Annotated in this window: 21 protein-coding genes, 1 pseudogene and 1 riboswitch; of the genes and pseudogenes, 14 read left to right on the forward strand and 8 right to left on the reverse strand. The window is 66.4% G+C overall.

What is annotated here, in order from left to right:
- Positions 1 to 183: pseudogene (locus QM712_RS33910) on the forward strand (iron dicitrate transport regulator FecR); the annotation flags it as partial.
- A 257-nt stretch (positions 184 to 440) separates the two neighbouring features.
- On the opposite strand, the gene QM712_RS33915 reads toward QM712_RS33910, so the two are convergent.
- Together QM712_RS33915 and asd are read right to left on the reverse strand one after the other, a co-directional pair.
- Positions 441 to 1,010, reverse strand: a complete 570-nt coding sequence (locus QM712_RS33915; protein ID WP_415027514.1) for an NUDIX hydrolase — start codon at positions 1,008 to 1,010, stop codon at positions 441 to 443.
- A gap of 71 nt (positions 1,011 to 1,081) precedes the next feature.
- Positions 1,082 to 1,945 (reverse strand): archaetidylserine decarboxylase, encoded by an 864-nt coding sequence (asd, locus tag QM712_RS33920; RefSeq protein ID WP_415027515.1) that lies wholly within the window; start codon positions 1,943 to 1,945, stop codon positions 1,082 to 1,084.
- A gap of 35 nt (positions 1,946 to 1,980) precedes the next feature.
- Here asd and QM712_RS33925 point away from each other — a divergent pair, with 35 nt between their 5' ends.
- The gene (locus QM712_RS33925) at positions 1,981 to 3,645 is read left to right on the forward strand and encodes an aminotransferase class III-fold pyridoxal phosphate-dependent enzyme (RefSeq protein ID WP_415027516.1); all 1,665 of its coding nucleotides are present in this window, start codon (positions 1,981 to 1,983) and stop codon (positions 3,643 to 3,645) included.
- 323 nt (positions 3,646 to 3,968) lie between these two features.
- Here the strand turns inward: QM712_RS33925 and QM712_RS33930 are convergent, their stop codons facing one another.
- The 3 genes from QM712_RS33930 to QM712_RS33940 form a co-directional block, all read right to left on the reverse strand.
- Entirely contained in the window at positions 3,969 to 4,628 is a 660-nt protein-coding gene (locus tag QM712_RS33930) for a hypothetical protein (protein WP_415027517.1), read from the reverse strand.
- 232 nt (positions 4,629 to 4,860) lie between these two features.
- Entirely contained in the window at positions 4,861 to 5,550 is a 690-nt protein-coding gene (locus QM712_RS33935) for a methyltransferase domain-containing protein (protein WP_415027518.1), read from the reverse strand.
- A 33-nt stretch (positions 5,551 to 5,583) separates the two neighbouring features.
- On the reverse strand, positions 5,584 to 6,636 hold the full coding sequence (locus QM712_RS33940) for a glycosyltransferase family 4 protein (RefSeq protein ID WP_415027519.1): 1,053 nt from the start codon (positions 6,634 to 6,636) through the stop codon (positions 5,584 to 5,586).
- 270 nt (positions 6,637 to 6,906) lie between these two features.
- On the opposite strand from QM712_RS33940, the gene QM712_RS33945 reads away from it, so the two are divergent.
- The 4 genes from QM712_RS33945 to QM712_RS33960 all read left to right on the forward strand — a co-directional run bounded on the left by QM712_RS33945 (position 6,907) and on the right by QM712_RS33960 (position 11,548).
- Positions 6,907 to 7,614: a L,D-transpeptidase gene (locus QM712_RS33945; protein ID WP_415027520.1), complete on the forward strand. Its 708-nt coding sequence runs from the start codon at positions 6,907 to 6,909 to the stop codon at positions 7,612 to 7,614.
- 270 nt (positions 7,615 to 7,884) lie between these two features.
- The gene (locus QM712_RS33950; RefSeq protein WP_415027521.1) at positions 7,885 to 8,217 is read left to right on the forward strand and encodes a GIY-YIG nuclease family protein; all 333 of its coding nucleotides are present in this window, start codon (positions 7,885 to 7,887) and stop codon (positions 8,215 to 8,217) included.
- A gap of 319 nt (positions 8,218 to 8,536) precedes the next feature.
- A complete protein-coding gene (locus tag QM712_RS33955) occupies positions 8,537 to 10,108 on the forward strand; it encodes a DUF4403 family protein (RefSeq protein ID WP_415027522.1) in 1,572 nt (523 codons plus the stop codon).
- A 231-nt stretch (positions 10,109 to 10,339) separates the two neighbouring features.
- Positions 10,340 to 11,548, forward strand: a complete 1,209-nt coding sequence (locus QM712_RS33960) for an ABC transporter substrate-binding protein (RefSeq protein ID WP_415027523.1) — start codon at positions 10,340 to 10,342, stop codon at positions 11,546 to 11,548.
- Positions 11,549 to 11,768: 220 nt separating this feature from the next.
- On the opposite strand, the gene QM712_RS33965 is transcribed toward QM712_RS33960, so the two are convergent.
- Positions 11,769 to 12,293: a PRC-barrel domain-containing protein gene (locus QM712_RS33965; protein WP_415027524.1), complete on the reverse strand. Its 525-nt coding sequence runs from the start codon at positions 12,291 to 12,293 to the stop codon at positions 11,769 to 11,771.
- Positions 12,294 to 12,513: 220 nt separating this feature from the next.
- Positions 12,514 to 13,086 (reverse strand): hypothetical protein, encoded by a 573-nt coding sequence (locus QM712_RS33970; RefSeq protein ID WP_415027525.1) that lies wholly within the window; start codon positions 13,084 to 13,086, stop codon positions 12,514 to 12,516.
- Between the two features lie 181 nt (positions 13,087 to 13,267).
- On the opposite strand from QM712_RS33970, the gene QM712_RS33975 reads away from it, so the two are divergent.
- Both QM712_RS33975 and QM712_RS33980 read left to right on the forward strand, forming a co-directional pair.
- Complete coding sequence (locus QM712_RS33975) at positions 13,268 to 14,008, forward strand: response regulator (RefSeq protein ID WP_415027526.1); 741 nt, start codon at positions 13,268 to 13,270, stop codon at positions 14,006 to 14,008.
- Between the two features lie 13 nt (positions 14,009 to 14,021).
- The gene (locus QM712_RS33980) at positions 14,022 to 15,350 is read left to right on the forward strand and encodes an ATP-binding protein (protein ID WP_415027527.1); all 1,329 of its coding nucleotides are present in this window, start codon (positions 14,022 to 14,024) and stop codon (positions 15,348 to 15,350) included.
- A gap of 94 nt (positions 15,351 to 15,444) precedes the next feature.
- Here QM712_RS33980 and QM712_RS33985 read toward each other — a convergent pair whose 3' ends face one another.
- Positions 15,445 to 15,660 (reverse strand): hypothetical protein, encoded by a 216-nt coding sequence (locus QM712_RS33985; RefSeq protein ID WP_415027528.1) that lies wholly within the window; start codon positions 15,658 to 15,660, stop codon positions 15,445 to 15,447.
- 253 nt (positions 15,661 to 15,913) lie between these two features.
- Here QM712_RS33985 and QM712_RS33990 point away from each other — a divergent pair, with 253 nt between their 5' ends.
- The 6 genes from QM712_RS33990 to QM712_RS34015 form a co-directional block, all read left to right on the forward strand.
- A complete protein-coding gene (locus tag QM712_RS33990) occupies positions 15,914 to 16,468 on the forward strand; it encodes a transglycosylase SLT domain-containing protein (protein ID WP_415027529.1) in 555 nt (184 codons plus the stop codon).
- 182 nt (positions 16,469 to 16,650) lie between these two features.
- Positions 16,651 to 16,777, forward strand: a riboswitch (TPP riboswitch).
- Entirely contained in the window at positions 16,765 to 17,775 is a 1,011-nt protein-coding gene (locus QM712_RS33995) for an FAD-dependent oxidoreductase (protein WP_415027530.1), read from the forward strand. (Overlaps the previous riboswitch by 13 nt.)
- Positions 17,776 to 17,782: 7 nt before the next feature.
- Positions 17,783 to 17,980 carry a sulfur carrier protein ThiS gene (gene thiS, locus QM712_RS34000; protein ID WP_415027531.1) on the forward strand — a complete coding sequence of 66 codons (198 nt, stop codon included), beginning with the start codon at positions 17,783 to 17,785 and terminating at the stop codon, positions 17,978 to 17,980.
- 200 nt (positions 17,981 to 18,180) lie between these two features.
- Positions 18,181 to 18,963: a thiazole synthase gene (locus tag QM712_RS34005; protein ID WP_415027532.1), complete on the forward strand. Its 783-nt coding sequence runs from the start codon at positions 18,181 to 18,183 to the stop codon at positions 18,961 to 18,963.
- On the forward strand, positions 18,950 to 19,576 hold the full coding sequence (locus QM712_RS34010) for a thiamine phosphate synthase (RefSeq protein WP_415027533.1): 627 nt from the start codon (positions 18,950 to 18,952) through the stop codon (positions 19,574 to 19,576). The genes QM712_RS34005 and QM712_RS34010 overlap by 14 nt, the downstream gene beginning before the upstream one ends.
- A gap of 187 nt (positions 19,577 to 19,763) precedes the next feature.
- On the forward strand, positions 19,764 to 20,715 hold a 952-nt coding region (locus tag QM712_RS34015), incomplete at its 3' end, for a phosphomethylpyrimidine synthase ThiC (protein ID WP_415027534.1).

Here is a 20,715-nt window from a genome sequence, read left to right on the forward strand (position 1 = left end):
ACCGCGCCGCAAGCGCCGCGCACCGGACTGCAACCCGGTCAACCCGGCGCACAGCCTGCCGTGCAGCCGCAACAGGGCGCCGCGCCGCGTCAACCCGGCTTGCAGCAGCGCCAGTTCCGCGCGCAACGCCCCGCCGCGCCGCGCAGACCGGCGCCGGCTCCGAAAGAAAAGAAGAAGCGATAGATCGCAGAGCCGGCCGATGCGACCGGTGCACTCCCTCACGCCGCTCTCCCCGCCTCCGTCATTGCGAGCGCAGCGAACAATCAAGACCCCGGCGGCGGAAGGATTCCGGATTGCTTCGCGGAGCCCGTCATCGGGCCGCGCCTTGCGCGGATGCGTTGGTTCGCAATGACGATTTGGAGAGAACCGACGCGAACCGCATGATGCCGGCTCGCGGATGCCTGCCCTCACGTTTCACGCGGGGGGCAGACCGAACGGACTCAGGCCTCGCCGCGGAGCCAAGCCCTGACCTTCTGCAACAGGCCGTGGCGCAGTTCGTCGACGGAGGCGGCTTCGGCCGGCGTCAGGGTCTGCAAGGCGGCATCGATCTCGTCGGCCGCCAGGGGCGGCGTCGGTTCCGGAGCGCGCGCGGGCGCGAGACCGACCGCGGCAATCGCGATCGGTCCTATCTGGGTCAGGAACGCGCGCTCATATTCACGCGACAGGCGCGCGATCGCCTCGTCGAGCGACAGCCAGTCGACCGCCTTGACGTCGTTCATCAGCTTGCGCACGGGGCCGCCCTCGACCTCCATGCGCCAGAAATGCACGATCTTGGATCGGCCACCGGACTGGTAGGCGATCGTGCCCAGGAATTCATGCACGACAGCGTCGTGGCCGGTCTCCTCCAGGACCTCGCGGTAGGCGGCTTCCCTGGGCGTCTCGCCATCGTCGAGCTTGCCCTTGGGCAGGACCCATTCGTTGCGTTTGCGCTGGCGCACGACGGCGATGAGCGGCGTGGGGCCACGCCGCAGCACAATACCACCCGCCGCCATGACCGGCGCCCGTGCCATCGCAGAATTCTCGCAGTGTCGTCGAATCGCCCCCGCGGACGATATAGGCCGCCGACACGGCGGAATGAAGACTAGGCTTTGCGCAGCAGGGCTTGGCCCGCGCGGATGCGCGTGCCCTCGGCGATGCCGTCACAGAACGCGAAATCGCCGGGCGCGAGGATGATGATGGTCGAGCCGTGCTCGAACCAGCCCAGCTCCTCGCCCTTGGCGACGTCGACGTCGCACGGAAAATTGACCGGCCCCCGGGTCTGCGCGTTCAGCACCATGTCGAGGAAGTGCAGGCGGATGCTGGCGACCAGGATGGCGGCCACCGGCACCAGCGTCACCGCCTCGCCGGAAGCGAGATGGGTGCGGATCACCGCGCGCTCGTTCTTGCAGAACAGGCGCTCGACCCGCTTCAGCGCGATCGGGTTGACGTTCCAGACGTCGCCATGGATCAGCGTCACGCGCTCGATATGCGCGTCATAGGGCGCGTGGAAGCGGTGGTACATGCTCGACGTCAGCCGCAGCGTGACGAAGGAGCCGTTGCGGTGCTGGTCGACCAGGGCCTGGTCGCCGACGAGGTCGAGCAGCGAATAGGGCGCGCCCTTGACCTGGAACAGTTCGGTGTCGGCGATCCGGCCGTGCGCGCCGACGATGCCGTCCGACGGGCTCGCCACCACGGCCGGGTCCGGATCGAACGGACGCAGGCCCGGCTTGAGCTCCCGGGTGAAGCAATCGTGCAGGCTCTTGAAACGGTCCTTGCGCGCCTCCGACAGGTCGAGGTCCGAGAACAGCTTCCACAGCGCGATCGAGAAATCCCTGACGAGCGGATTCTCGATCTTGGAGAACCAGCCCATGAAGCGCGTCAGCGCCGCGCGGGGAATGCGGTTGGTCAGCAGGAAATTGAGGTCTTCCTGCTGGGTGAAAGAGGCGATGAGGGCTTTGACTGTCATGAATCTGTCAGCTCGCAGGGTTAGCGCTTGTTGTCATGGAAACGACACTCCCGATTCTCTCTTTGTCCGTGGCCGCCGCAGCATCCGCTGCCGCCGCCTTCCCGAAGTTGAAGGCGCGGATCGAACTCTCCCGCGCCAAGCACCGGTCGCTGTCCGGGCATTCCAAGATGTCGCGCCGGGTGGCGAAGCTGCTCCCGTTCTACGAGTTCGACGGCGACAAATATTTCGGCTGCGACGGTGCGCCGGCGAACGTGGTGATGCAGCGCAAGGACGCCTTCTTCCGTCTCGCGCGCCTCTACGCCGATCGCTATCCCAAGGGCCGCGCGATGACGAAGGAGGCCGCAGAGACGATCTCCGACCTCAACTTCACCGAGAGCTACCGCGTGCCCTTCCAGTTCTCGCGTCTCGTCCGCGAGCATCTGGGCACCTCGACCTTCATGGAGTCCTCGCGCGGCGTCACCGTCACCGATGTCGACGGCAACACCTCCTACGATCTCACCGGATCCTACGGCGTCAACATCTTCGGCAACGACTTCTACAAGGAGTGCATCGAGGGATCGGAGAAGCGGGCGCATGCGCTCGGTCCGGTGCTCGGCCCGTACCATCCCGTCATCCTCGAGAACGTGCAGAGGCTCTGCCAGATCTCGGGCCTCGACGAGGTCTCGTTCCACATGTCCGGCACCGAAGCCGTGATGCAGGCGGTGCGGCTCGCGCGCTACCACACCAAGCGCACGCATCTGGTCCGCTTCGCCGGCGCCTATCACGGCTGGTGGGGTGACGTGCAGCCCGGCGTCGGCAATCCGATTCCCGCGCACGAGACCTACACCCTCGCCGAGATGTCGGAGAAGACGCTGCACGTGCTGCGCACGCGCAAGGACATCGCCTGCGTGCTGGTCAATCCGCTGCAGGGGCTGCATCCGAACGCCAACGCGCCCGGCGATTCCTCGCTGGTCGATTCCTCCCGCGGCGGCCATTTCGATCGCGCGGCCTATACCGAATGGCTGAAGAAGCTGCGCGATGTCTGCACCGAGCGCGGCATCGTGCTGATCTTCGACGAGGTGTTCGTCGGCTTCCGCCTCGCCGCCGGCGGCGCCCAGGATTATTTCGGCGTGCGCGCCGACATGGTGACCTACGGCAAGAGCCTTGCCGGCGGCCTGCCGGTCGGCGTGGTCTGCGGCAAGCGCGAGCTGATGCGCCGCTTCCGCGACGACCGCCCCGCCGACATCTGCTTCGCCCGCGGCACCTTCAACTCCCATCCCTACGTCATGACGGCGATGGACGAATTCCTGAGCCGGCTCGCCAGCCCCAACTTCCGCGCCGTCTATGACGGGCTGGAGGAGACCTGGAACGGCCGCGTCGAGACGCTCAACAAGATGATGGAAAGCGCCGACCTGCCGGTCCGCTTCGCCAACTTCTCGTCGATCTGGACGGTGAAATACACCACGCCGTCCCGCTACAACTGGATGCTGCAATACTACCTGCGCGCCGAAGGTCTCGCCTTGAGCTGGGTCGGCACCGGCCGACTCATCTTCAGCCTGAACTACACCGACGCCGACTTCGCCGAGGTCGCCGACCGCTTCGTCCGCGCCGCCGGGAAGATGAAGGCCGACGGCTTCTGGTGGCACGACGGTGTGCTCACCAACAAGAACATCAAGCGGCAGATCCTGAAGGAAATGCTGGCCAAGCGCCTCGGGCGCTGAGGCCTTTCCGCCCCGCAGACACACCGTCCCGAACAGCGCTCCCTCTCCTGTCTCGCCCCGCTTGCGGGGCGGGGAGGACACTGCGCGCATGCAGTGAGCGTTGGTGAGCGATACGGCAGCAGCGCCCCCGCCGAGAGCCCCCCTCGCCCGAATCCGCGCGTCGCGCAGATTCGACCACTCTCCGCGCACGGGGACAGGTGACGGAAGCTGAACGTCCGCACCCCCCAAGACCACGTTCGCAGTCCCCAAGACGTGGATGCCCGGCACGAGGCCGGGCATGACGCAACCATCAGACATCGGAGTGTTGTGTGCGAGCGGCGCGCTCAGGCGTGCTGCTCTTCGAGCGTCGGCTCGGGGATGAAGCCCAGCGTGTGCTCGGGGTTGAGGTGCAGACCCGGATCCATCAACTCGCCGCGCATCAGCGCGAGCGGCGCCTTGCGATAGAGCATCAGGTCGTGGAAGGGGTCGGTCAGGATCTTGGTCATCCAGACGAGGCCGGTCTCGACGTCGCGGATGAAGAACAGGTGCACGGTGCGGAACAGCAGGCCGCCGGCGCCGACCGCGAGCCAGATCTTGGCCACCTGACGCATGAAGTCGGTCGCGCTCGCCCAGGGCGTGAACAGGCCGAACAGCGTCGGATCGGCGACCAGCACCAGCGGCGACAGCGCCCAGATCGCCATCAGCACCACCTTGCGCTGAAGGTTGTAGCCGACCTTGATCTCTTCCTTGTGCTCGTGCGTGGCCTGGTTGATGTGGTCGTAGCCGTGCGGCTCGAAGAAGAAGTGACCGGCCTGGCGCGAGGTCATCGAGACCAGCCAGCCGACGAGGCCGGAGACCACGGGGTCGATGAACAGCCAGACATAGGCCAGCAGGAAGCTCAGCGCGCTGACGAAGTGCAGGCTCTGATTGATGCGGCTGTGGTGATAATAGCGATGGTCGTCCCAACGCTGAATCCGGAGCTGCTCGAGGTAGTTCTTGATCATGCTCTTCCCCAAAATGCTTTCAGGTACTGGATTTACAGGGATTCGATGTACGCCGTGTGACATCATCATTTTGTCATGTGACGATGTGGAGCGACGCGATGACGCACGGTTTACTCTGTCCCCTCATCCGAGGAGCGCGGAACGCGCGTCTCGAAAATGAAGTCCGTGTTGCAGCACGGGCCTTCATGGTTCGAGACGGCGCCACGCGCCTCCTCGTCACGAGGAGAAACGATCACGCCGCCTTGGCGACGTCGACCTTGCGGAAGCGCACCAGCGAGAAGTGTCCCAGCGGCGGGATCAGGCGGCGCTCGGCGAGCTCGATGCCGTTGGTGCCGGCGAGCCACTTGGCGTAGCGCGACCATGCGAACTCGGCGGTGCGGAAGCCGAGCGGGCGAACCACCGGCTGCAGCTTCTGCTCGATGAAGCGGCGCATGCCGGCATCGGCGCTGACGCGGGTGAGGATGATCAGCTCGCCGCCCGGACGCAGCACGCGGGCGAATTCGTCCAGCGCCTTCTCCGGATTCGGCACGGCGGTGACGACGTACTGCGCCATCACCACGTCGAAGGAATTGTCGGGGAATTCGAGCTTCTCGGCGTCCATCACCGCGAGGCCCTCGACGTTCTTCAGCTTCTGCTCGGTGACGCGGCGGCGCGCCTTGTCGAGCATCGCTTCCGAGATGTCGGTGCCGAAGATGCGCAGATGCGGCGCGTAGAGCGGCAGCGAGATGCCGGTGCCGACGCCGACCTCGAGCACGCGGCCGCCGATCTTGTTGGTGGCGGCGATCGCGGCCTGACGGCCCTTGGCGAACACGCCTCCGAACACGAGATCGTAGACGGGCGCCCAGCGGTCATAGGCCTGCTCGACCGTACCACGGGTGAGGTCGAGTTGCTCGGTGCCGTCAAGGTTCATGATCTTAGCCATCGATGAGGTTCTCGCTGTGGGTCAAAACATGGATCAACCGCGCACCGGCCGCCGCGCCATGACCGGCGAGGCCCGCAGCGAACGGCTGGGCTGAAGTGAAGTGAGGTTGCCGACGAACTGGCGCGCGCTGTTTTCCCAGGAGCGCTCCAGCGCGAAATTGCGGCAGGTCTCGCGCGACATGTTGAGCGCGCGCAGGCAGGCGGCGCGCAGATCGTTGTCGATCGCGCCGATCGGGTGGTTGGCGATGACGTCCTTCGGACCCGTCACCGGAAACGCCGCGACCGGCGTGCCGCAGGCGAGCGCTTCGAGCTGCACCACGCCGAACGTGTCGGTCAGGCTCGGAAACACGAAGACGTCGGCGGCGGCGAGATGCGCGGTGAGATCCGCGCCCTTCTTCTCGCCGAGGAAGACGACGTTGGGATACTTCTTTTCGAGCGCGGCCTTCTGCGGGCCGTCGCCGACGACGACCTTGGTGCCGGGCAGATCGAGCGAGAGGAACGCTTCGAGATTCTTCTCCACCGCGACGCGCCCCATCGTCATGAAGATCGGCCGTGGCAGGTCGAGCGACGCCGGACTGTCGGGATGGAACAGCTCGGTGTTGACGCCGCGCGTCCAGAAGCCGAGCCGCTTGAAGCCGCGGTCCGACAGCTCTTGCCGCAGCGAGGGCGTCGCCACCATGGTCATCGCAGCGGCGTCGTGGAAGTGGCGCAGCACGGCATAACCGACGGCGTCCGGAATCCCGGTCCGCACCGAGACATATTCCGGAAAGCGCGTGGTGTAGGAGGTCGTGAAGGCGAGACGGTTGCGGCGGCAATAGGCGCGCGCGGCCCAGCCGATCGGACCTTCGGTCGCGATGTGCAGGGCATCCGGCGCCGCCTGCTCGATCCGCCGCGCGATCTCCCTACCCCTCGGCAGCGCGATGCGCAGACCCGGATAGGTCGGCAGCGGCCACGACGGAAAACCGTCCGGCGTCAGGAATTCGATATCGACGTCCAGGGCCTTGGCGGCGCCCGCCAGCGACGTCAGCGTCCGGACAACACCGTTGACCTGCGGATGCCAGGCGTCGGTCGCGATTAATACCCGCATGGGAAAATCCCGAGAGTTTGATGATTCTCGGCTTCCGACCATCAACCAAGGATATTTCAGGCGTGTGACGTCACATAAATGTCGGCCCGCTGTTTTGTTGGGAGCAACGCCTCGCGAGCCACGAAACTGTCATGAAACAATCCTTGCCGCGACGAAACCGTTTTGGGTTTTCCGTGCAAACGTCCCGAAACTTTTTGTCGCTAGTGATCTAGGCAACGGGGCGCCGCGCGGGACGCGGTGACCAAAAATCCGAAACGACAGGGGCGATCAATGTTCAGTCAGGACACGTTCAAGACGTATGCCCGCGCCATTGCCTTCGGCGCTGTCGCGATCTCCGCGGTCGCGTTTGCCGGTCCGGCCAGGGCCGCGCCGGTTCAACTCTTCCCGTTCTTTCCGCCGCTGTCGGCGCCGCAGCCGATCCAGCCCTATCAGCCCGACCAGGTGACGCCTTACCAGGCCGCGCCGTCCGAGGATCAGGACCAGGTCGAGATGCCGGCGCGCTTCCGCCGCCAGACCGTGGCCTACGCGACGCGCGAAGCAGCGGGCACGATCATCATCGATACGCCCAACACCTACCTCTATTATGTTCTCGGCAACGGCCAGGCCATCCGCTACGGCATCGGCGTCGGCCGCGACGGCTTCACCTGGTCCGGCACGCAGTCGGTGACCAAGAAGGCCGAGTGGCCGGACTGGACTCCGCCGGCGGAAATGATCGCCCGCCAGCCTTATCTGCCGCGCCACATGGCAGGCGGCCCCGGCAACCCGCTCGGCGCGCGCGCGATGTATCTCGGCGGCACCATCTACCGCATCCACGGCACCAACGCGCCCGATACGATCGGCAAGCACGTGTCCTCCGGATGCATTCGCCTGACCAACGAGGACGTCACCGATCTCTACAGCCGCGTCAACGTCGGCACCAAGGTGATCGTGCGCCCGATGACCGAGCGCCGCGCCGATCTCGGCAGCGCGACGCGTTGAACGCGGTACAGTGTTGAATACGAGCGGCCCCGGATTGACCGGGGCCGTTTTCGTTTGAGAACTGTCCCTGCAGCCATCCTTCGAGACGCCCGCTTGCAGCGGGCTCCTCAGGACGAGGTCTGAGTTTGCGGGGTCGGACAACGATCGTCGACCGCGTGCCGTCATACGATCCCGACAGACCATTTTTCTCCGCTCGCCAAATCATCGGCGCCCGTCAGCCTCATCCTGAGGAGCCGCGCCAGCGGCGTCTCGAAGGATGGGGCGGGCACGATGACCGAAGGCGCGTACCTCTACATTCTCAGATGCGCCGACGGCAGCTACTACATCGGCACGACCCGCGCCGGGCTCGACATCAGAGTTGCCCAACACAACGCCGGCACCTTCGCCGGTTACACATCCGCGCGGCGGCCGGTGACGCTGATCTTCTCGCAATGGTTCGATCGCATCACCGACGCGATCGAATGCGAGCGCAAGCTCAAGAAATGGAGCCGTGCGAAGAAGGAAGCCTTCATGCGCGGCGATTTTGCCGAGTTGCAAGACTTGGCGAAGCGGGGATCCCATCATCCTTCGAGACGCCCGCCTGCGGCGGGCTCCTCAGGATGAGGAGCGGAGTACGCGGCAACGCACGTTCTCCCGGGTATGGCCGATATCCCAAGGTGCGGCCAAGCCGGACTTCCCAGCTTGCAAGGCGCAGCTGCCCGTCAGCCTCATCCTGAGGAGCCGCGTCAGCGGCGTCTCGAAGGATGGGCGGGCACGCCCCGCGCGGAACGGCTGACCGGCGACGTCGATGCCGGGGCTGGGAGCAGCCCGGCCAGTCACATTCGCCCGACCCGGTCGGCCCTGCCGCAATTCCACCCCATCCGTGCGCTCTAGCGCCCCCCTCGCCTGCCCTGTAGAATCCGCACCGGGGCGGTTTTGGGGGATGGATGCGTTGACGTTGAACTTGAAGACTGTCCTGATCGCTGTCGCGGTGCTCGCAGCATCGTTTTTCGTCAGCCTGAAGATCATGGACTGGCTGTCGCCGCGCGCGAGCGGACCCGCGCCCGCGGTCGTGCAATTGCCCCCGCTGCCGCCGGTCTCCAAGAGCTCGGTCGTGGTGGCGCCGGTGGCGATCGCGCTGTCGGCGATCCGGGATCAGGCCGAGAAGGCCGCGCCGCGCAATTTCGCCGGGAAGGCCGAGAATCCGATCTCGCAGATCCTGCAGAATGCCGATATCGGCTGGTCCGCGGCGCGCGGACCGATGTCGGCGACCGGCGACAAGGACGTGCTGACGCTGTCGACGCCGCTGGCCGGCAAGCTGAACGTGACGGGATCGCTGTCGTCGAAGGCGACGGGAGCGCTGGGCGAGGCGCTGGGCAACGTGCTCGGGGGCAACGCCGCCAAGCAGATCGGCGCGGTCAACATCAAGAACCTGAATGCCAGCGCCGAGATCAAGGGCAACGTCGTCGTCACCTCGCGCCCGAAGCTCGCCGCCAACTGGCATCTCGAGCCCAATCTCGGCGCCCAGGTCAATCTCGGCGACACCAACCTTTCCGTCGCCGGCGCCAAGGTGAACGTGCCGGCGCAGGTGAAGCCGCTGATCGACAAGACGGTCAACGACCAGATCAACGTGGTCGCCGAGCGCATCCGCAACGACCCGAGCCTGCGCGAGAACGCCAAGGTGCAGTGGGCCAAGGCCTGCCGCTCGATTTCGCTGCAGGGCTCGGGCGGCGCGTCGGCGCTGCCGCCGCTCTGGCTCGAGATGAAACCGATCCGCGCCATCGCGGCGCAGCCGCGCGTCGATGCCCAGGCGCTGACGCTGCTGCTGGGCATCGAGGCCGAGACGCGTGTGACCTCGACGCAGACCAAGCCGGACTGCCCGTTCCCCGACAAGATCTCGATCGTGCCGCCGACCGGAACCGGCGTGAACATCGGCGTCCCGATCGACGTGCCCTTCACCGAGATCAACAAGCTGATCGCCGCGCAGATGGTAGGGCACACCTATCCCGAGGACGGCTCCGGACCGGTCGACGTCACCGTGAAGAGCGTCAACGTGATCCCGTCGGGCGACCGGCTCCTGATCTCGCTGCTGGTGCGCGCGAAGGAAAAGAAGAGCTGGTTCGGTCTCGGCGCGGAAGCGACCGTTCACATCTGGGGCCGGCCGATGCTCGATCAGTCGCAACAGACGCTGCGGCTCGCCGATATCCAGCTCGCGGTGGAATCCGAGGCCGCGTTCGGCCTGTTGGGCGCCGCCGCGCGAACGGTCGTCCCTCAGCTCCAGCAGACGCTGGTGCAGAAGGCGACGCTCGACCTGAAGCCGATCGCCGCCAATGCGCGCGAGAAGATCGCGGCCGCGATCGCCGACTACCAGAAGAGCGAGGACGGCCTCAAGGTCGACGCCAGGATCGACAGCCTGACACTGGCCGAGATCGCCTTCGATTCCAAGACGCTGCGGGTGATCGCGGAGGCCGGCGGATCGCTGAACGTATCGGTCACGAAGCTGTCGGGGATGTAACAGGCCCCACCGTCGTTCCGGGACGCGCCTTTCGGGCGCGTGCCGGAATCCATTCATCCATCATGGTTGAGGCCTGATGAATGTCCGGGCTCGCGCGCCGCGCGCTCCGGAATGCCGGGTGCTGCCTCCTACTTATTTCCCACCCGTCCCCGGCTTTGCCCCGCGACCGTTTGTCGCTAGAACAGTCCCTGCAACAAAACCAAAACAACAACGCACAGGGAGAAGAACTGCATGCAGAAGCTCTTTGCCGCCGTTGCGGCCGGTCTCGCCATCGCCGCGACCTGCGGTACGGCCCAGGCGCAGATTTCCGACGACGTCGTCAAGATCGGCGTGCTGACGGACATGTCGAGCCTCTACGCGGATGCGACCGGCAAGGGTTCGCTCGCCGCCGTCGAGATGGCGGTCGCCGATTACGGCGGCAAGGTTGCCGGCAAGCCGGTGCAGGTGGTCGCCGCCGACCACCAGAACAAGCCCGACGTCGGCGTCAACATCGCCCGGAACTGGTACGACAATGAGAAGGTCGATGCGATCTTCGACGTGCCGACGTCTTCGGTGGCGCTGCCGATCTCGGCGCTGACGCGCGAGAAGAACAAGATCAACATCAATTCCGGTGGCGGTTCGTCCGACATCACGGGCCCGCAGTGCTCGCCGAACACGGTGCACTGGACCTACGACACCTATGCGCTGTCGAACGTCGCCGGCAAGGCGATGGTGAAGCGCGGCGAGGACACCTGGTTCTTCGTCACCGCCGACTACGCCTTCGGCATGGCGCTGCAGCGCGACGCCGCCAATGTCGTGAAGGAGAGCGGCGGCAAGGTGCTTGGCGAAGTCCGCCATCCCCTCAACTCGTCCGACTTCTCCTCCTTCCTGCTCCAGGCGCAGGCTTCCAAGGCCAAGGTGGTCGCGCTCGCCAATGCCGGCGGCGACACCACCAACGCGCTGAAGCAGGCCTCGGAATTCGGCCTGACGCAGGGCGGCCAGAAGATGATCGCGCTGCTGCAGGAGATCACCGACACGCATTCGCTCGGCATCAAGGCGACGCAGGGCCTGATCGCCACGGACGCGTTCTATTGGGACATGAATGACGAAACGCGGGCGTTCTCGAAACGGTTCAACGAGAAGGTCGGTCACATGCCGACCATGATCCAGGCCGGCCTGTACTCGGGGACGATGCACTATCTGAAGGCGATCGAGGCCATCAAGACCGACGAGGCACCGAAGGTGATGGCGCAGATGCGCGCCACGCCGATCAACGACTTCTTCGCCAAGAACGGCAAGATCCGCATCGACGGCCGCATGGTCCACGACATGTATCTGTTCGAGGTGAAGAAGCCGGAAGAGTCCAAGGGCGAATGGGATCTCTACAAGCTGATCGCAACCGTTCCCGGCGACGAAGCATTCCGTCCGCTCGACAAGGGCGGCTGCCCGCTGGTGAAGTGAAGCAAGACGTCCGGTGCCGATCCCTCATCCTGAGGAGCTTGCGCAGCAAGCATCTCGAAGGATGAAGGCCCCGATCGGCGGCCTCGCCTTCGAGACGCGCGCTCCTCGGCGTGAGGATCAGTTCTCGTGGCGAACACGACAGGCCAGGATGACGGACGAAAGGCACGACAGCGCGCCCGGTGGAAACCGGGCGCGCTTCGTTTGAGCAATCAGAGCTGCGTTACTCCGAGTACTTGAACTCGGGCATGTTCTTCAGCTCGTCCTTGGTCGCGTTGAACATCGCGTGGTCCGGATACCACTTCGAGGTCGACGAAGTGGTGGTGGTGGTCGCCGTACCGGTCGCGGCACCCGTCGTCGTGGACGCAGCCGGCTTGGCGCCAGGGTTCGCGCCGGCGCCGGTATAGGCCACGGCCTCGTTGACGAACTTCAGCTTGTCGTAGGGCACGGCAACCAGATGTTCGCCCATGCCGAGGAAACCGCCGACGCCGATCACGGCGATCTTCACCGCGCCGCTCTTGTCCATCAGCAGATCGTTGATCGAGCCGATGTTCTCATTGGCTTCGTTGTAGACCTTCAGGCCGGCCATCTTCGAGGCACGCCATTCACCCGACGCCGTCGTGGTGGTGGTCGTCGCGGTGGCTTCGGGGGCTGCCTTGTCGGTGGTGGCCGTCGGCGACTGCGCGAACGCAACGGTGGCGAGAAGCGCGGTGCCGGCGAGGCCGGCGGCGATCGATTTCATCAACATTGTTGTCCTCTCCTTCAGCAAAAAGCCTGTGCGGAGAGAACAGCGCGGGTCACACGCAGTTCCGAACGTGCGTCGATTTCGTCATGCGAACGAAGGCAAATTCGATGCGGGTGTTCCCGCTTCAATTAGGAACAATTCTGCATCGCGCGATTCCCTGCCGACGATCATGCGCCCTGGGTGAAGCACGATCGCGACAGGGAACGCGCCGACCTGTCGCGGGTCAGCTCTTGTAGTCGATCAGAAGCGCGGAGAAGTCCGAGCCGCTCGTCGAGCTGCCGCTGGCGCTGTAGGACGACGCCGACGATTGCGACTGCTGCAGCGCCTGGAGGAATTGCTGAAGGATCTGGGCGGTGGTCGAGTCGGAGGACGTGCTGCTGCTCGAGTCCGTCGACGTCGAGGAATCCGAAGAGCTGTCGTCCGGCGGCGGACCGGGCGGCGGGCCGCCTGCGCCACCGGGACCACCGGCGCCGTCCGGGCCGTTGGCGAAGGCGGACTGGAACACGCCCTTCAGCTCGGTGGCCTGGTCGGAGGTCAGCGTTCCGTTCGAGACTTCGTTGGAGATCAGATCGTCGATCTTCGACTTCATGTCGTCCTTGGACGGACGCGTGCCGCTCGACTGGTCGCTCGACCGGCTCTGCTGGAGCGCGCTGTCGATGTCGGTCAGGGCGGTGGAGAGCGCGGACTGGTCCGACGACGAGACCGTGCCGGCGGAGACTTCCGATTGCAGTTCCTGCTGCAGCCGCTGCAGCGGGGACTGGTAGCTACCGGCGGAGGCCGCCGAAATCGAGGTCATGATGGCTCCGTGGATTCTGCGGGGTTTCTTAGCCGACGACGTCACGGTATGGTTAACGGCCTTAACGAGACCTTGCCGTTCCCCTGCCCAGGTATTGCCGGGTGTTGCGAGCGAGGCATCCGGAAACAATCTGAAACAAAAATCTTCGCCATTTGGCCCGAATCTTGGACAAACAGAGTTCATGGCTATTCCGTCGCCGAACATTCTGGTCGTCGAGGACGACCGCGAAACCCGGACGTTGATTGCGAAGTATCTGCGCAACAACGCCTGCAACGTCACCACCGTCAGCGACGGCCGCGAGATGTCGCGCGCCATGGCCGACCACAGGATCGACCTGATCATTCTCGACGTCATGCTGCCCGGCGAGGACGGCCTCAGCCTGTGCCGCAAGGTACGCTCGGAGGCGCAGACGCCGATCATCATGCTGACCGCGCGCGGCGAGGACGTCGACCGCATCGTCGGCCTGGAGATGGGCGCGGACGACTACCTGCCGAAACCGTTCAACCCGCGCGAGCTGCTCGCCCGCATCAACGCGGTGCTGCGCCGCCAGCAGGCCGCACAGGCGGCGAGCTCGATCGAAGGCGCCAGCACGCTCGCCTTCGAAGGCTGGCGCATCGATTTGCGCCTGCGCGAACTGCGCAATCCCGAAGGCGCGCGCGTCGCGGTGACCAGCGCCGAGTTCGACCTGCTCAGGACGTTCTGCGAGCGGCCCGGCCGTGTGCTGTCGCGCGACAGCCTGCTCGACCTCACGCAGGGCCGCAACACCGGCTCGTTCGAACGCTCCATCGACGTGCTGGTCAGCCGCATCCGCCGCAAGATCGAGCCCAACCCGCAGGACCCCACCATCATCAAGACGGTGCGCTCGGGCGGCTATCTGTTCACGCCACGAACTGAAGCGGTCACGGCGCCCCTGAGCAATTGAAGGAACGGTCATCATGACCCCGTTCCGCTTCTTCCACCTCAAGAGCATCGGCGGGCAGATCGCCGCGCTCGTGGTGGCGTCGATCGTCGCGCTGCACCTGATCCTCACCGTCAGCTTCCTGATCAGCCGGCCGGACCGCGCCGAGCCGCCGCCCGACAGCGCGCACCAGCTCGCCGACGCCGCCCTGCTGCTCAACAGCGCGGATGCGAGCGAGCGGCCGCGGATCCTGGCCGACATTGCCCGCGCATTCCCGAAGGCCGCGATCGGCATCCTGCCGCCGGGAACGGCCACCGCGGTCGAGGACAGCGAAGGCCAGCACCTGCACAGCATGCGCCGGCATCTCGGCCATCAATACAAGGTGCTGTCGCTGCCGCCGCAGGGCGGCGTGCACCGGGTGGCGGTCGAACTGCCCGACGGCACCATGATCGCGGGCCGCGTCGAGCAATTGCCCTATCCGCCGCGGTTCTGGGGCGGACCGTGGATGATCACGCTGCTGTTCGCCCTGATCAGCGTCACGCTGCTGGGGCTGTGGGCGGCCTATGCGCTGGCCGCGCCGCTGTCCTCCTTCGCCAAGGCCGCCGAGAATTTCAGCCTCGACGGCGCGGCCGATCCGCTGCCCGAGCGCGGCCCGGAGGAGATCCGCTCGGTCGCGCGCGCGCTCAACCGCATGCACGAGCGGATCGCGCGGCTGATGTCGGATCGCACCCGCATGCTGGCCGCGATCAGCCACGATCTGCGCACGCCGATCACGCGGCTGCGCCTGCGCGCGGAATTCATCGAGGACGAGAGCAATCGCAGGCGCATGCTGATCGACCTCGACCAGATGCGCTCGATGCTGGAATCGGTGCTGTCGCTGCTGCGCAACGACCGCAAGATCGAGGCGGTGACGCTGGTCGACATCGCGAGCACGCTGCAGCTCATCGCCGACCAGTTCGGCGACATGGGCTACGTCGTGCATTATGACGGCCCGGCATCCGCGACCGCGGTCGCGCGTCCCGACGACCTGCACCGCGGCATCACCAACCTCGTCGAGAACGCGGTGCGCTTCGGCGCCGAGGTGACGATCCGCCTCGACGTCGCCGGCACCAAATTCGTCATCGACGTCGAGGACGACGGCCCCGGCATTTCGGATGCGCGCAAGCAGGAGATGCTCGAGCCGTTCGTGCGCGGCGACGACGCGCGCACCATGGACGATTCCACCGGCTTCGGGCTCGGCCTGTCGATCGCGCGCGCGATCGCGCTCGCGCATGGCGGCGAGCTGTCGCTGCACGACCGCGAGCCGCACGGCCTGATCGTGCGGATGCAATTGCCGGTGTGGCAACAGCCGCGCCTCGCCGCCTAGGGCACGCTCCGGACCCGCGTCGGCGCAAGGCCGCGCAGCCACGCGCGACAAACGCGACTGTGTTCGCGCTGCGATCACGTGCTGAATCTGCGCCTCAGGCCGCCAGCGGCGGATGCGCGATGGCCGGCTCGTCGAAGATCGCCACGGCTTCGAAGCGATAATGGCAGGCGCGGCAGGTCCAGAGATAGGAGATGCGCCCCTCGCCCGGCTCGATCCAGTCGGGCTTCGGGATCGGCACGCCGCATTGGGCGCATGGGTTCTGTCTGGGAATGTCGCCGGCGTGTGCGTTGGCCATGTTGGCTTTTGTCATGGCACCTCTCCCGTTTTGCGGCGTCTTCTTTACTCGCTTTCGCCGGGCGGCGCGAATAGACAGCCCTGCTGCCGCGAGCGACGGGTCCTCCGCCCGATGGAACCCTTGCGCCTACAGCGAGTCGTAACAGCGGCCCCGCGCCGCGACATCTTCCACGGCGGCGTTTGGTCACATCATCGCCGCGTTCGGCAGGCCTAACGGCGGCCGGGCGCGTGTCGCCCCGGGGATTCCAAGAGATATCAAGGGATATCTGATGAAAATTCTACGCGTCGCCGCGCTGCTCGCGGCCGGACTGATCTTGCCGCAGGCCGCATCCGCGGGCCAAGCGGAATATGCCGAGATGGTCGCGGCCCACGCGCGCGCCAATGGCGTGCCGGAAGTGCTCGTGCATCGCGTGATCATGCGCGAGAGCCGTTACCAGCCGGGCCTCGTCGGCCGTGGCGGCACGATCGGGCTGATGCAGATCAAGCTCGCGACCGCGCGCGGCCTCGGCTACACCGGCGACGCCGCGGGCCTGCGCGATCCCGAAACCAATCTCACCTATGCCGTGAAGTACCTCGCCGGCGCCTATCGCGCCGCCAATGGCGACCACGCCCGAGCCATTCGCTATTTCGCGGGCGGCTATTACTACGTTGCAAAGCGCCAGCGGCAGGAGCAGCAGCAGGCGATGGTGCAGCAGGCCAGCGCCGAGACGAGCGGTCAGCCCTGGCTCGAGCCGAACGGCAATCCGCAGCCGGTGTTCGGCGCCGCGCCGCACCGCAAGCTGGCGCAACACGTCCGCAACGCCCGGGCCCAGGCGCCGAAGTAGCGGCTCTGGTGTCTCCGGCACATTGCGGCGCGCAGTGCCGCGATGCTGAACCGGGCGCCAATTCATCTGCCGCGATGACCCTGCCGAGGCAGCGCGCCGCGACGCGTGGCATCGCGTCCGGGGCGCTTGACCCAGGGTTCCCGTCAAACGCGTTGACACAGGCCGTCACAGGCCTACATTAGAGCCGTTCCGAGGGGTGCTCCGAGGAGGAGCTGAGATACCGCTAAATGGGCAGTCGCCCAGGACCGCGGTGACCCTTTGAACCTGATCCGGGTCATGCCGGCGAAGGGACAGGGATGTTGCAGACGACCAAGCGACCGGATTCAGCGGTATCCATCATCGGCGCAGGCATCGCGGGAGCCTGGCAGGCGCTTCTGTTCGCGCAGGCCGGCCACGCCGTCACCCTGCACGAGCGCGGTGACGCCGCGATGACCGAGTCGACCAGCCACTGGGCCGGCGGCATGCTCGCGCCCTGGTGCGAGGCGGAGGTCGCCGAGCCCGTCATCAGCCGCCTCGGCCTGCGCTCGCTCGACATCTGGCGCCGCGAGCTGCCGGACACGCCCTTCAACGGCTCGCTCGTCGTCGCCCATCCGCGCGAACGCAACGATTTCGAGCGCTTCGCAGCGATGACCGAAGGCCATCGCCGCCTCGATGCCGCGGCCCTTGCCGAGCTCGAGCCGTCGCTGGAGGGCCGCTTCCGCGATGCGCTGTTCTTCCCGGCCGAGGGCCATGTCGAGCCGCGCCGCGTGCTGCCGAAGTTGCACGAGCGCATCCGCGCCGCCGGCGGCACCATCCGCTTCTCCAGTGACGTCACCGCCGCCGATCTCGACGGCCTCGTGATCGATTGCCGCGGCCTTGCCGCGCGCGACGCGCAGCCGGAGCTTCGCGGCGTCAAGGGCGAGATGATCCTGATCGAGACCAGCGAGGTGCAGCTCGCACGCCCGGTGCGGCTGATCCATCCGCGCTGGCCGCTCTACGTGATCCCGCGCGAGGCGGGCCTGTTCATGCTGGGCGCCACCTCGATCGAGGCCGAGGACACCGGCGTCAGCGTCCGCTCCGCGCTGGAGCTGCTGGGCGCGGCCTATGCCGTGCATCCGGCCTTCGGCGAGGCGCGCATCGTCGAATTCGGCTCCGGCCTGCGTCCCGCTTTTCCCGACAATCTGCCGCGGATCGCGGTGCGCGACCGCAACATCGCGGTCAACGGGCTCTACCGCCACGGCTTCCTGATTGCGCCCGCGCTCGCCGAGCTGACGCTGCAATATGTCGAGCGCGGCCAGATCGACAACGAGGTGATGCAATGCGCGTGAGCGTCCGATGCTGGTGATCGTCAACGGCGAGCAGCGCGAGGTGGCCGCGGTGAGCGTGGACGCACTGCTGAGCGAGCTCGACTACGAGGGCACGCATTTCGCGATCGCGCTCAATTACGACGTCGTACCGAAAAGCCGCTGGGCCGAGACCCACCTCAAGGCCGGCGACGAGATCGAGATCATCACGCCGCGGCAGGGAGGGTGATGGAGATGAATGTGGCCATCGCCTTTCCTCACCTCGCCCCGCTTGCGGGGAGAGGTCGACATTCGCGCGAGCGCGAATTTCCGATGACGGGGACTCTCCGCGAGCCCGCCTCTCACCGTCCCTTCGGAGGCTCCCCCTCACCCCAGCCCTCTCCCCGCAAGCGGAGCGAGGGAGCACACTGAATTCGAGGAAACACCTTCATGGTGACCTTCTACGGCAAGACCTTCGCCTCGCGCCTCTTGATCGGCAGTGCGCTCTATCCCTCGCCTGCGATCATGCAGTCGGCGATCCGTGCCTCCGGCGCGAACATCGTCACGGTGTCGGTGCGGCGCGAGGCCGCCGGCGGCAAGAGCGGGGACGCGTTCTGGAAGCTGATCCGCGAGCTCGACGTCGCCGTGCTGCCGAACACCGCCGGCTGCCGCAGCGTGCGCGAGGCCGTGACCACCGCCAAGCTCGCCCGCGAGCTGTTCGGCACGAGCTGGATCAAGCTCGAAGTGATCGCCGACAACGACACGCTGCAGCCCGACGTCGTCGGCCTGGTCGAGGCCGCCGCCATCCTGGTCAAGGACGGCTTCGAGGTGTTCCCCTATTGCACCGAGGATCTCTCGGTCGCCAACCGCCTGGTCGATGCCGGCTGCAGGGTGGTGATGCCGTGGGCCGCGCCGATCGGCAGCGCCAGGGGCATCACCAATCGCGACGCGCTCAAGCTCTTGCGCGAGCGGCTGCCCGACATCACGCTGGTGGTCGATGCAGGCCTCGGTGCGCCCAGCCACGCGGCGCAGGCGCTCGAGCTCGGCTACGACGCCGTGCTGCTCAACACCGCGATCGCCAAGGCCGCCGATCCCGTCGCGATGGCGAATGCCTTCCGCCTCGGCTGTGATGCCGGCCGCACCGCTTACGAAGCCGGGCTGATGAACGCCCGCGACTTCGCCTCCCCCTCCACCCCTGTCGTTGGGACCCCGTTCTGGCATGCCGTATCCTGATCGCAACGCGTATCCTGATCGCTTTTATCCCGTCGTCGACAGCCTTGCCTGGGTCGAGCGCCTGACCAAGCTCGGCGTCGGCACCATCCAGCTCCGCGCCAAGGAGCTGAACGACGCCGACGCGCTACAGATCGTCACCGACGCGCTGGCGATCACGAACGGCACGCAGGCCAAGCTGGTGGTGAACGACTACTGGCGCGCGGCGGTCGTTGCCGGCGCGAAATATCTGCATCTCGGCCAGGAGGATCTCGCCGATGCCGACCTCGGTGCCATCCGCGAGGCCGGCCTGTCCCTCGGCGTCTCCACGCATGACGACGAGGAGCTTGCAACGGCACTCGCGGCCAAGCCCGACTATGTCGCGCTCGGCCCGATCTTCTTCACCACGCTGAAGTCGATGCGCTTCGCCCCGCAGGGCATTCCAAAGATCACGGAATGGAAGAAGCGCATCGGCGGCATCCCGCTGGTCGCGATCGGCGGCATCAAGTTCGAGCAGGCCGCGGAGATCTTCGCCGCGGGTGCCGATTCCATCGCCGTCGTCAGCGACGTCACCCAGAATGCCGATCCCGACGCGCGCGTGCGCCAGTGGCTCGGCCTGTCGGAGGAGGCAGCATGATGCGCATTCTCTCTGCACACCCCGGCGTCATCGCCCGGCTAGACCGGGCGATCCAGTACGCCGCGGCCTGTCCGCATGACCGGAATACTGGATCCCCGCTCCAGTGCGCAATCGCGCACAAGGCGGGGATGACAGCAGAATTTGTCTCTCGCGCAGCGACGCCAACGAATTGAACTAGGAGGATCCCATGAACATCCGCTCCAATCCCGAAAAGACCGTTCCCGCCGTCACCACCGGCCCGCTTCCGTCCTCGCGCAAGATCTTCGCGGCGCCGGACGCCGCGCCCGATCTGCGCGTGCCGCTGCGCGAGATCATCCTCTCCGAAGGCGCCGGCGAGCCGAACCTGCCGGTCTACGACACCTCGGGTCCCTACACCGATCCGTCCGTGACCATCGACGTCAATGCCGGCCTTGCCCGCGACCGCAAGCAATGGGTGCTGGAGCGCGGCGGCGTCGAGGAATATGACGGACGGCAGATCAAGCCGGAGGACAACGGCAGCGTCTCCACCGACAAGGCGGCGCGCGCGTTCAGCGCCTATCACAAGCCGCTGCGCGGCCTCGACGGCCACAAGATCACCCAGCTCGAATTCGCCCGCGCCGGCATCGTCACCAAGGAGATGATCTACGTCGCCGCCCGCGAGAACCTCGGCCGCAAGCAGCAGCTCGAGCGCGCCGAGCAGGCGCTGGCCGACGGCGAGAGCTTCGGCGCTTCGGTGCCCGCCTTCATCACGCCGGAGTTCGTCCGCGACGAGATCGCGCGCGGCCGCGCCATCATCCCGTCCAACATCAACCACAGCGAACTCGAGCCGATGATCATCGGCCGCAACTTCCTGACCAAGATCAACGCCAACATCGGCAACTCGGCGGTGACCTCCTCGGTCGAGGAAGAGGTCGAGAAGATGGTGTGGGCGATCCGCTGGGGCGCCGACACCGTGATGGACCTTTCCACCGGCCGCAACATCCACACCACGCGCGAATGGATCCTGCGCAACTCGCCGGTGCCGATCGGCACCGTGCCGATCTACCAGGCGCTGGAGAAGGTCGGCGGCGACCCGATCAAGCTCGACTGGGAGGTGTTCAAGGACACGCTGATCGAGCAGGCCGAGCAGGGCGTCGACTATTTCACCATCCATGCCGGCG

The organism is Bradyrhizobium sp. (genome assembly GCF_047605465.1).
Classification (GTDB): domain Bacteria; phylum Pseudomonadota; class Alphaproteobacteria; order Rhizobiales; family Xanthobacteraceae; genus Bradyrhizobium.